At 74.8% G+C, this 10,845-nt stretch carries 12 protein-coding genes; 4 read left to right on the plus strand and 8 right to left on the minus strand.

Annotation, left to right across the window (positions count from 1 at the left end; all coding sequences use genetic code 11):
- Nucleotides 1-178: 178 nt before the first annotated feature.
- Nucleotides 179-1,993, minus strand: coding sequence for a bifunctional metallophosphatase/5'-nucleotidase (locus EBN88_RS24875; RefSeq protein ID WP_122399301.1), 1,815 nt, complete (start codon nucleotides 1,991-1,993; stop codon nucleotides 179-181).
- 208 nt (nucleotides 1,994-2,201) lie between these two features.
- Here EBN88_RS24875 and EBN88_RS24880 point away from each other — a divergent pair, with 208 nt between their 5' ends.
- Nucleotides 2,202-3,047 (plus strand): alpha/beta fold hydrolase, encoded by an 846-nt coding sequence (locus EBN88_RS24880; RefSeq protein WP_122399302.1) that lies wholly within the window; start codon nucleotides 2,202-2,204, stop codon nucleotides 3,045-3,047.
- A 465-nt stretch (nucleotides 3,048-3,512) separates the two neighbouring features.
- Here EBN88_RS24880 and EBN88_RS24885 read toward each other — a convergent pair whose 3' ends face one another.
- The 7 genes from EBN88_RS24885 to EBN88_RS24915 form a co-directional block, all read right to left on the minus strand.
- Nucleotides 3,513-4,355, minus strand: coding sequence for a PHP domain-containing protein (locus tag EBN88_RS24885; protein ID WP_122399303.1), 843 nt, complete (start codon nucleotides 4,353-4,355; stop codon nucleotides 3,513-3,515).
- A 67-nt stretch (nucleotides 4,356-4,422) separates the two neighbouring features.
- Complete coding sequence (locus EBN88_RS24890) at nucleotides 4,423-5,061, minus strand: DUF6758 family protein (RefSeq protein ID WP_122399304.1); 639 nt, start codon at nucleotides 5,059-5,061, stop codon at nucleotides 4,423-4,425.
- Between the two features lie 43 nt (nucleotides 5,062-5,104).
- Nucleotides 5,105-5,713 (minus strand): suppressor of fused domain protein, encoded by a 609-nt coding sequence (locus tag EBN88_RS24895; RefSeq protein WP_122399305.1) that lies wholly within the window; start codon nucleotides 5,711-5,713, stop codon nucleotides 5,105-5,107.
- Nucleotides 5,714-5,721: 8 nt separating this feature from the next.
- A complete protein-coding gene (locus EBN88_RS24900; protein ID WP_122399306.1) occupies nucleotides 5,722-6,681 on the minus strand; it encodes a DMT family transporter in 960 nt (319 codons plus the stop codon).
- Nucleotides 6,682-6,768: 87 nt separating this feature from the next.
- Entirely contained in the window at nucleotides 6,769-6,996 is a 228-nt protein-coding gene (locus EBN88_RS24905; RefSeq protein WP_122399307.1) for a DUF3107 domain-containing protein, read from the minus strand.
- A 141-nt stretch (nucleotides 6,997-7,137) separates the two neighbouring features.
- Nucleotides 7,138-7,764, minus strand: coding sequence for a TetR/AcrR family transcriptional regulator (locus tag EBN88_RS24910; RefSeq protein WP_122399308.1), 627 nt, complete (start codon nucleotides 7,762-7,764; stop codon nucleotides 7,138-7,140).
- Nucleotides 7,765-7,895: 131 nt separating this feature from the next.
- On the minus strand, nucleotides 7,896-8,144 hold the full coding sequence (locus tag EBN88_RS24915) for a hypothetical protein (RefSeq protein ID WP_122399309.1): 249 nt from the start codon (nucleotides 8,142-8,144) through the stop codon (nucleotides 7,896-7,898).
- 181 nt (nucleotides 8,145-8,325) lie between these two features.
- On the opposite strand from EBN88_RS24915, the gene EBN88_RS24920 reads away from it, so the two are divergent.
- The 3 genes from EBN88_RS24920 to EBN88_RS24930 form a co-directional block, all read left to right on the plus strand.
- The gene (locus EBN88_RS24920; protein ID WP_122399312.1) at nucleotides 8,326-9,285 is read left to right on the plus strand and encodes an alpha/beta fold hydrolase; all 960 of its coding nucleotides are present in this window, start codon (nucleotides 8,326-8,328) and stop codon (nucleotides 9,283-9,285) included.
- Nucleotides 9,286-9,294: 9 nt separating this feature from the next.
- Nucleotides 9,295-10,413, plus strand: coding sequence for a DUF3152 domain-containing protein (locus EBN88_RS24925; protein ID WP_122399310.1), 1,119 nt, complete (start codon nucleotides 9,295-9,297; stop codon nucleotides 10,411-10,413).
- A gap of 205 nt (nucleotides 10,414-10,618) precedes the next feature.
- The coding region (locus tag EBN88_RS24930) for a DUF3492 domain-containing protein (protein WP_122399311.1) at nucleotides 10,619-10,845 on the plus strand (227 nt) is incomplete at its 3' end.

Genomic DNA, 10,845 nt, shown 5'->3' on the forward strand with positions numbered 1-10,845 from the left:
CCCGCCGACGGCGCGAACGCCGGCGAGGGCGCCGCGCCGCGCACCCCGCGCCGGCGCAGGCGCCGCACCCGGGGCGGCAACGCCTCGCCCCAGGCCCCCGAGACCCCGAAGGCGTCCTCGGAGCCCTAGGAGTAACGTCCCCTCGCAGCCGTCAGGGCGCGCCCGTGTCGATGGAGTTTCAGAAGACGGGCTCGCCCTCGCGGGTCAACCGCCAGTCCGGGGAGGCGAAGGCCGACGGGTCGATCTCCCCGCTGGCCCGGACCCAGGCGATGAGGGTGTTGCGGATCTCCTCCGAGTCCGCCCACAGCTGCTCGGCCTCCGGAACGCCGGGGAAGTTCCCGCCGCCCGAGGCCCGGTAGTTGTTCACCGCCAGCACCAGCTCGGCGTCGTCGGCCAACGGCTCCCCGTCCAGGCGCAGTTCCGCGATCCGGGAGCCGGCGGGCGCCGCGATGTCGATGTCGTAGGTCACCCCGCTGACGACGTCGTAGTTGTAGTCGGGGATGCCGTCCGCGTTGGTCAACGCCGCCGGGTCGACGGGCTCTCCCGGCGCCGTGCGGACGAAGTACCGTGCCGAGAACTCCAGGTACTCCCGCAGCTGGGCGCCCGTGATCAGCCGCGCCTCCAGGGTGTTCTCGAAGACGTACAGCCCCGCCACGTCCCTGATGGTGACCTCGCCCGCCGGGATGGCCGCCGTCCGCGAGAAGCACGCGGCCTGCGAGAGCACCGGCAGCTCCGCGTACTCCGTGCCGGCCAGCGCCGAGCGCACCGTCTCGGCCTGCACATGGTTGACGAAGTCGATGACCGGGGTGTCCCGCCACGGCGACTCGGCCGCGCTCATGGCCTCGGTCGCGGTGCCGATCACCTGGTTCACATAGGCGACGACCCGCTCGTGCTGCTCGGCCAGCAGCCCGGTGATCTCCGGGTCCTCGGGAACGGTGTTGCTGTTGAGCACCCGCGAGGACACCCCGTCCACCCGCCAGTGCCCGCGCCGGCGGGTGAGCGCGATGTCGAAGACGGTCAGCCGCTGGCCCCACTTCAGCGGCTCGGCCAGCACCACCTCGCGGCCGGTCGCCTCGTTGACCACCCGACGTTCGGCGATCTCCTCGTGCGCGTGGCCCACCAGGATCGCGTCGATGCCCGGCACCCGCTCGGCGACCAGCGTGGCGGCGTTCTCCACGTGCGGCAGCTGGTCGCCGTAGGAGGACTCGCCGCTGGTGCCGGAGTGCGCGGAGACGATCACCACGTCGGCGCCCATCGACCGCAGCCTCGGCACCCAGCGCTCGGCCTGCTCGACCAGGCCGGGGAAGACCATCCTGCCCTCGACATGGGCCCGGTCCCAGATCGCGATCCCGGGGTTGGTCAGGCCGAGCACGGCCACCTTCACGTCCGGCCCGTGCGGGACGGGGACGCGGGTCATCCAGTAGGGGCGGAACGCGGGCCGCTCGGTGGCGGCGTCCAGCGCGTTGGCCGCCAGCAGCGGGAAGTCGCACTGCCGCTCGAAGGCGCGCAGCAGCGGAATGCCGTAGTTGAACTCGTGGTTGCCGAGCGCTGCCGCGTCGTAGCCGATGGCGTTCATGGCCAGCGCCATGGGGTGAACGGGGCCCCGCGCACCGGTGATCGGGTCGATCCTGGCGTAGTAGTAGGCGAGTTGGGTGCCCTGGATGGTGTCGCCGGCGTCGAGCAGCAGCGTCCGCTCCGGGCCGCGCTCGGCGCGCAGCCGCTTGACCAGGGTGGAGATCTTGGCGAGCCCGACGTCGTTGCCGTCAGCGTCGGTGTACTCGGCGTCGGTGAAGTAGTCCCAGTTGTGGACGTGGCCGTGCAGGTCGGTGGTGCCCAGCACGGTGAGGTCGAAGCGGCGGCCTCCTCCGGCGCGGGCCCCGGGCGTGCGCGGCTCGGCGGAGGCGGGCGCCGCCGAAGCCAGCCCGCCGGCGAGGGCGAGGCCGGCCCCGGTGGCGGCGGTGCGGCCCACGAAGGTTCTGCGGTCAAGAGACATCCGGCTGGCTCCTCGGTTCATGTTCACCCTGCGCGTTCACTTGTCCGTTCACATGCGCGTTCACTTCCGTAACGCGCGTAGATTCTGGCGCTGTTGGCCGTCGGGCGACAGCCCCCGGGCGTTACCCGTGGATGACGGTCGGATCTCGTCGTCCGCGCTCCGGGCCCGCCCCGCGCGGGCGCGGGAGGGCGGCGGATAGTGTGCCCGAATGAGCAGACCGCCGTTTCTGGTGCCGCCCGCCGGGGTGCGGGCCCACCTGCTGGCCACCCGACGGGGCGAGTTCGCGGTGCTGGACAGCGGGCCGGCCGGGCCGCCCGCCGGGACCGTGCTGCTGGTGCCCGGGTTCACCGGCAGCAAGGAGGACTTCATCGCGCTGCTGGAGCCGCTGGCCGCCGCCGGGTACCGCGCGGTGGCGGTGGACGGGCGCGGCCAACACGAGACGCCCGGCGACCGGGCGCGCGGCTCGTACACGCTGGGGGCCCTGGCCGAGGACGTGTTGGCCCAGGCCGAGGCGCTCGGGGCCGGGGCCGTGCACCTGTTGGGGCACTCGCTGGGCGGGCTGATCGGCAGGGGCGCGGTGCTGCGGGCCGCCGCCGACGGGCGAACGCCGTTCCGCTCGCTGACGCTGCTGGCCTCGGGGCCCGGACGCGTCGCGCGTGGGCAGCGCTGGCGCGCGCGGGCGCTGGTGGCCGGGCTGCCGACGCTGGGGCAGCGGCGGCTGTGGTGGCTGGTCCAGCCGAAGGCCGAGACCACCGAGCTGTGGAACTTCCTGCGCGGCCGCTGGCTGGCCAACGCGCCGCAGCAACTCCGCGCCACCGGGCGGACGTTGTGCTACGAACCGGACCGGGTCGACGCCCTCGCCGCGACCGGGGTGCCGACGCACGTCATCTCGGGCGAACACGACGCGGCCTGGCCGGTGCCCGAACTCGACGCGATGGCCGAACGGTTGAACGCCCACCGCACGGTGATCAGGGGCGCGGACCACAGCCCCAACGCGGAACGCCCGACCGAGACGGCCAAGGCGCTGATCGCGTTCTGGGACGCGCGGCGCTGAGCGCTGCCGCGCGGCTTTCGGGGACAGGGTTCCCCCGGTGGTGGGTGCCCGCCTGCGGCGGTGCTTCGCCTGCGGCGGGTCGGCTGTAACGGGCTGGGGAGGGAGCGGGTGGCCTCCGCAGGGTCCGGTGCCCGAGTGAGGCCGTTCCGCCCGAGGGTTCGGTCCTCCGTTCGCCCTGGGGCCGGCGGCGGGGGAACTCGCGGAAGCGGTCTCCGGGAGAGGCCAGCGGAGGCGTTGTTCGCGCGGCAGCGTGGTCGTTGACGGGCATCGCGGCGATGGCGCTGGTCGACCGACAGCCCAACCGCCCCGGCGAGAAGCCCGACGCTCGGTGACGTCCGAGACGGGCCGTTCGCCCGGGCAGGCCGTTCGGTCGCGGGAACCGGCGGCGCCGCCCCTCCCGTTCGCCGCCCGCCGTCCGGGGCGGCCACGCCCCGACGGTCCCAGGAACCCCCGGGCTGGCCCCGCTCAGCCGCGCAGCGCCGTCGCCCCCGTCGCCCGCCCCACCAGCGCCGCGAACATCTCCGGCGTCGTCGTGTTGAGCCCGAGCGGACACGGTTTGCGCGTGCCGTGGTAGTCGCTGGAACCGGTGGTCAGCATCCCGAAGTCGGCGGCCAGGCCGCGCAGCCGGTCGCGGGTGGCCGTGTCGTGGTCGTAGTGGTCGACCTCCACGCCGTCGAGGCCCGCCTCGGCCAGCCGGACGATCGCGCTCTCCGGCACACACCGCCCGCGCTTGACGGCCAGCGGGTGCGCGAACACCGCGACCCCGCCCGCCCCGTGGATCAGCCGCACCGCGTCGAACGCGTCCAGCTCGTGCTTGCCGACGTGCGCCCGACCGCCGTCGCCGATCCACTCGGCGGTGAACGCGGCGGAGACGTCGTCGATCACCCCGGCCTCCACCATCGCGGCCGCGATGTGCGGCCGGCCGACCGAGCCGGCGGCCAGCTCGCGGACGCGTTCCCATGTGACGGGCACGCCCAGCTCGTTGAGTCGGCGCACGATGCCCTGCGCGCGCGGCACGCGGTCGTCGCGCAACAGCGCGCGCTCGCGCGCCAGTTCGGGCTCCTCGGGATCGAAGAGATAGCCGAGCATGTGCAGGCTGACCCCGTCGAGCCGGCAGGACAGCTCGGCGCCCGGCACCAGCGTGAGCCCGGCGGGCAGCGCGGCGGCGGCCTCGGCGTGGCCGGCGACCGTGTCGTGGTCGGTCAACGCGACCACGTCGAGCCCGGCCTCGGCGGCGTTCCGCACCAGCTCGGCGGGGGAGTCCGTGCCGTCGGACGCGGTGGAGTGGGCGTGCAGATCGATGCGCACGCCGCCCAGCGTACCCGCGCGCCTGGTGGCACCTGGTCGCGCCCGGTCGGGCCCGGGGCGCCGAGCCTCACTCCAGCAGGCGCGGGGAGAGTGCCCCGCAGGGCACCAGGGCCAGTTCGGAGTCGGCCTCCCGCAGATCCGCCAGGACCAGCTCCTCGTAGAGCATCAGCCCGGAGCGTTCCGGCCAGACCACCGCCCAGAGCCAGATGCCGAGCGCCTCGCCGGCGAAGACCGCCCGGTCGGCGGGGGCGCCGCCCACCAGCCAGAGCGGCGTCGGCCGCCCGGCGGCGACCACCTTCACCTCGGGGGTCTCGTCGACCCGCAGCCTCGGACCCGGGTCGGGCCCGGTCAGGCCGGCGTACCGCGCGCCGAGGCCGACGCCCAACTCCTCGGCCACGAACAGCATTTCGCCGGGACCGCCGAGCGGCCCCGGGCCCGAGCACGCCAGCACCGTGGCCCGCCCGCCGCTCGCCTCGTCGCCCGCGCTGGTCACCCCGGTGAACAGCCAGCCGACCGGCAGCGGCCAGGGCATCCAGACCGGGACCCGGGTGCGGTTGACCACGGCCGTCAGCGCGCCGGCGCTCGGCGGCACCACGGGTTGCAGCGGGTGGACCGCGCCATGCGTCGAGCACTGCCAGGAGTCGGCGAAGAGACCGGGTGCCCGCACCCGGCCACCGCACCTCGGGCAACTCGGTTCACCCCTCATGGGCACCTACAGTCGCGCCGCGTTGAGCCGGCGTCAAGCTTGTTCACCCGTCGAGGGAAACCGCCGAACGGGTGGGGTCGTTGAGGTCCGTGCCCCGGGCCTGCCACCGTTCCCTGAGCGCCGCCGCGCCCCGCGCCCGTTTCCAGGCGGCCTCGGCCGGCGTCATCGGCAGCAGCGGCAGGAACCGCACCGGCGACAGCGGCTCGGGCAGCGCCAGGTCAGGCACCGGTTCGCCGCCGTCGCCGACCAGCACCGAACGGAACGGCGCCCCCGGCCACAGCGGCTCGCCCAGCTCCAGAGAGCCGCCGGGGGCCACGACCACGCCCTCGACCTGAGGCGTGGCAGCGAACGTCGCCAGCGCGCGCAGCGCCTGGTCCGTCGGCGCCCGGCCGGCGCGCAGGGTGAGCAACAGCTCGGCGCGCGGCCCCCGTTCGGGGTCGGCCAGGACCGCCGTCGGGTCGGCCATCGGCGCCGCCGCCATGCCGAGCGTGGCGTAGCGCACCAGCCCCGCGTCGGGCGCGAGGAAGCGCAGCACCCCGATCCGCTCGGTGCCGAGGAACGTGACGGAGGCCCGCGCGTCGGGCTCGCCCAGGGTCGCCCGCAGCCGCTCGGCCACCAGGTCGAGCACGGGAACGGAACGGGCAGCGTGCATGGCGGGGTTCACTCCACGGGGGACGGCGGGGTCGGGGTGCGTTCGGCGCGGACGACCAGGGCCAGTCCGGCGAGGATCACCAGCAGCGCCGGGTAGGCGGCGGCCGGCGGCAGCTGGCCCAGCCAGACGGCGGCGATCAGCGCGGCGCCCGGCGTCTCCAGCAGGATCGCGGTCGAGGTGACGGAGGGGCCCAGGCCCCGCACCACCCGGTTCAGCAGCGAGTGGCCCAACAGCTGGGAGACCAGCGTCAACAGCAGCAGCTTCAGCCAGGTTCCGCCGGCGTAGCCGCCCAGCGCCGCGCCGCCCAGCAGCGCGGCGGGGAGCAGCAGCAGCGCGGCCGAGGCGTAGCAGAGGAACGTGTAGCCGGTGGTGCTGGTGGTGCGCCGGACCTCGGCGCCGATCAGCACATAGACCGCGCCGGCGAGGCCGCCGCCCAGCGCCAGCGCGTCCCCGGCCAGCGCGCGCGGGGAGAGGGCCAGGTCGACGCCGGTCAGCAGCAGCACCCCGGCGAACGACAGCAGCGTGCCCCACCACACCAGCGCGGGCGGGCGGCGGCCCAGCAGCCGCAGCAGCAGCGTGGTCCACACGGGCGTGGTCGTCACCAGCGCGACCGAGGAGGCGACGGAGGTGAGGCCGAGGCTGGGCAGCCAGAGCCCGAAGTGCGCGGCGAGCGCGGCGCCGGCCGCCAGCGACAGCAGCACCGTGCGGCGGCTCAGCCCGGCCAGCTCCCGGCGCAGCGGGGCGCGCAGCAGCACGGCCGGGAGCAGCGAGGCGACGGCGAGGGCGTTCCGCCAGAACGCGACGGCCAGCGCGGGCGCGGCGACCGTCGCGACCAGCGGCCCGGAGAACGAGATCCCGGCGACGGCCACCGCCAGCAGCAGCCCGTCCAGGGTGTGCGGCGAGCGCGCGGGCAACGACGCCGGCCGCGCCGGCGACGCGACCCGCCGCACGGCGTTGAGCTGCGTCATTCCTCCAGGGTAGGCGGCCGGACGAACGACAACGGCGGCGGCCGGGACCCCTGAGGTCCGGCCGCCGCCGTGAGCTGTCCTCGGACGTCAGGCGGGGGTGAAGCCGACCCGGCGCTGGGTCTGCCGACCGATCTCCACATAGGCCAGCCGGTCACCCGGAATGACGACCTTGCGGCCCTGAACGTCGACCAGGGTGAGCAGCTTGCCGTTGCCGGAGAGCGCGTCCGCGATGGCGGTCTCCACCTCCTCGGCAGACTGTCCGCTGTCAAGAACGATCTCGCGCGGCGTGTGCTGTACGCCGATCTTGATCTCCACGGCTTGTCCCTCCGCTGGTCATCCACGTGCGCGATGGTCCGCGCCGTTCTGCACGCACAGGTTAACCGCGCCGGCATCGGGCCCGTCGCCGATCGGCCACGCCCTCAGCGAACAGGCCGAGCGGCGCCGGGCCCCGAACGGTCAGTGCTGGATCGGGAAGCCGGCGATGCCGCGCCAGGCCAGCGAGGCGATCAGGCCGTGCGCGACCTCGCGCGGCACCTTCTGCCCGGTGCTCAGCCAGTGCCGCGCGGTGACCTGCGCCATCCCGCAGAGGCTGACCGCCAGCAGCATCGACTGCTCCGGCGGCAGGTCGGTGTCCTCGGCGATCACGGCGCTGACCAACTCGGCGCAGTCGTAGGAGACCTGGTCGACCCGCTCCCGCACGGTGGGCTCGTTGGTCAGGTCCGACTCGAAGACCAGCCGGAACGCGCCGCCCTCGTGCTCGACGAAGGCGAAGTAGGCGTCCATGGTGGCCGCGACCCGCAGCTTGTTGTCGCTGGTCGAGGCGAGCGCCTGGCGCACGGCGGCCAGCAGGGCCTCGCAGTGCTGGTCGAGCAGGGCCAGATACAGCTCGAGCTTGCCGGGGAAGTGCTGGTAGAGCACCGGCTTGCTCACGCCGGCGCGCTCCGCGATGTCGTCCATGGCCGCCGCGTGGTAGCCCTGGGCGACAAAGACCTCCTGGGCCGCGCCCAACAGCTGGTTCCGCCGCGCCCGGCGCGGCAGGCGGGTGCCGCGAGGCCGGGCCTCGGTCTGCTCAGTGGCTGTCACGCCGCCTCCCGGACTGCTTTCGGTGCGCGCTGGGCGCCGTTCGTGTGGTTCTCCGTGCTGTCATCGTACGGTCGAGTCGTCGCTGAGCGTGCATCGTGTGGGCAGGATTTCACTCTGTGGACAAGCCCGGCTCAGCGGTACTCCTCGTCCCCCGGGTCCACCACACGGGCCTGCTCGGCGGCGTCCGCCGGGTCGATCTCGACGCCACGCTCGGTCAGCGGGGAGTCCCGCAGCCTCAGCAGCTCCAGCCGCTGCTCGGCCGCGTCCTCACGGGGCGTCTCCTCCGACAGCTCCTCGACGAAGGAGTCCTCGTCCTGGGCCTCCTCCAGGAACTCGGACAGGGACTCGGGATCGGTGCGCGGCTCGGTGGGCTCTGTCATCGTCTGTCACCTCCGGAACGGCCGACGGGTGAACCGCCAGCCTAGGCGCGGCGCGGCCGAGGGGCGAACGGGACGGCGGACCGACGCCCGGCCGACGCCCGGCCGACGGGCCGCCGACCGCTCGACGGCCGCTCAACACCGAGGAGTGTCAGGGGGTTCACGGGCTCGTACTATGGCCCCCATGCCATCCACCGAAGAGCGACGCGTCGAGGCCGCTCTCGCCGCAGCCGAGGGCTGGCCCGGGGTGCGCGAGGGGGAGACCATCAGGACGGTGACGCGTCCCGGGCTGACGCTCGCGGTGCGCCGCCGCGCCGCCACCGCCGAGGACCTCGAACCGGCGCTCTTCGTCCACGGCCTGGGCGGCTCCTCGCGCAACTGGTCGTCCCTGATGGAGCTGTTGGCCGGCGACGTCGAGTGCGAGGCGCTCGACCTGCCAGGATTCGGCGCCTCCCCGCCGCCCGCCAGCGGCGACTACTCGATCCCCGGCCACGCCCGCGCCGTGCTGCGCGAGCTGGAGGCGTCGGGGCGCGGCCCCGTCCACCTCTTCGGCAACTCACTGGGCGGCGCGGTGGTCACCCGGGTCGCGGCGCTCAGGCCCGACCTGGTGCGCAGCCTCACCCTGGTCTCGCCGGCGCTGCCCGAGCTGCCGCCGCAGCGCACGGCGCTGCCCACCGCGCTGCTCGGCGGGCCCGGCATGAGCCGGCTGTTGCGCCGGCTGACGCGCGCCTCGTCGCCGGAGCAGCGCGCGCGTGATGTGCTGTCGCTGTGCTACGGAGACCCATCCCGGATCACCCCGGAGGAGTTCTCGGCCGCGAAGGCCGAGTTGGAACGCCGGCAGTCGCTCCCGTACTTCTGGGACTCGCTCACCCGTTCCGCCAGGGGCCTGGTCAACGCCTACACGCTCGGCGGCCAGCAGTCGCTGTGGCGGCAGGCCGAACGGGTCATGGTGCCCACGCTGTTGGTGTACGGCGTGCGGGACCGGCTGGTCTCCTACCGGGTGGCCCGGCGGGCCTGCCGGGCGTTCGGCGCCTCGCGCCTGGTGGTGCTGCCCGACGCGGGGCACGTGGCGATGATGGAGTACCCCGACCTGGTGGCCGACGCGTTCCGGGAGTTCCGCGCCGGCACCGCCTGGGAGGGCTGAGGGCACCGGATGGAACGCCGTGACGCCCCCGCCGTGGCGCCCGACCGGCCACGCGGCCAGCCGGGGCCGGCCGAGCGGCGCGTCCCGTACGGGCCGCGCCAGGAGTATCTGGACGCCTTCGACCGCGCCGAGCCGCTGGGCGCGCCGCCCGCAGGCCCCCGTTCCGCCGAGGGCCAGCCCGGGCCGAGCACCCGCGCTGCCCGTCGCCGGGCCGGGGCGGTGAGCGCGCCGGAGCCGGGGGAGGGCGGCGGCGGTCGCGCGGAGCGCCGGGAGCGGCAGCGCCGGGAGGGGCGCGAGAACTGGGGGCGTTCGCTGGTGGGGGTGACGGCGCTGGCGCTGGTCACCGTGCTGGTGGTGCTGGTCGCCGGGCAGCTGGCCCGTCCTGACCGCGACGCCGACGCGACCGCGACGGCGGGCGAGGGCGAGCGGTTCGCTCTCGACCCCGACCAGGGGACCGACGCCAGGCCGGCGCCCTCCGAGGAGGCCGAGCCCGAGCCGGAGCCCGAACCCGAGCCCTCCTACGACGAGTTGTTGGCCACCACCTTCCCGCTGGACCCGGACCTGACCGGCTCGGGCGAGCTGGTGCCGGTGCCCGGCACCGAGCCGGCCGCCGACCCGGACGCCACCACGGTGCTGCGCTACCGGGTGGACGTGGAGGAGGGCCTCGGCATCGACCCCGAGTTCTTCGCCGAGGCGGTGCACCGCACGCTCAGCGACGAACGCAGCTGGGGCAACGCGGGGGAGCGCGGCTTCGCCCGGGTCTCCGACGGCGACTACGACTTCGTGGTGACCCTGGCCAGCCCCGGCACCACCGCCGACTGGTGCGCCCGCTCGGGCCTTGACACCACGGAGGACAACGTCTCCTGCAACTCCTCCAGCACCGACCGGGTGATGATCAACGCCTGGCGGTTCGCGCAGGGTTCGGAGACCTACGGCGACGACATCGCCGACTACCGCAGGATGCTGGTCAACCACGAGGTGGGCCACCGGCTCGGCTACGGGCACGCGGTCTGCCCGGGCGAGGGCGCGCTGGCGCCGGTGATGATGCAACAGACCAAGTTCCTGACCATCGACGGCGTCACCTGCCGGGCCAACCCCTGGCCGCACCCGGACAACGGCGAGGGCTGAGCCCCTCTCAGGCCGTGACGCCCCGGGCGAACGACCGGGCCGACTCCCGCCGCGGGCGAACGACCGGGCGGCGGCGAGGTCACGATTATTCACCCCTTCCGGTGGCGTGGTGGACAACCGTCCGGCGAGCCTTGCCCTCGCGGACATAGCGTCTCCTCGCTGGGTCCACACGGCCCGTCCGACGACGGAGTGAGGGGGTGCACCGGTGCGCGTCGCACTGCTCACCGAGGGTGGTTATCCGTATGCCCAGGGCGAGTTGGTCGCCTGGTGCGAGCGTCTGGTGCGCGCGTTGCCCTGGCACGACTTCGAGGTGCGGGCGCTCTCCCGGGGCCGGGCGCAGGCCAGGGGCCCGCGCCGCCCGCTGCCCCCACAGGTCCGGCTGGTGCGCGCGGCGCCGCTGTGGGGGCCGCCGCCCGGCGGGCGCCCCTCGCG

The sequence above is a fragment of the Streptomyces triticirhizae genome, assembly GCF_003696235.1.
GTDB lineage: Bacteria > Actinomycetota > Actinomycetes > Streptomycetales > Streptomycetaceae > Streptomyces > Streptomyces triticirhizae.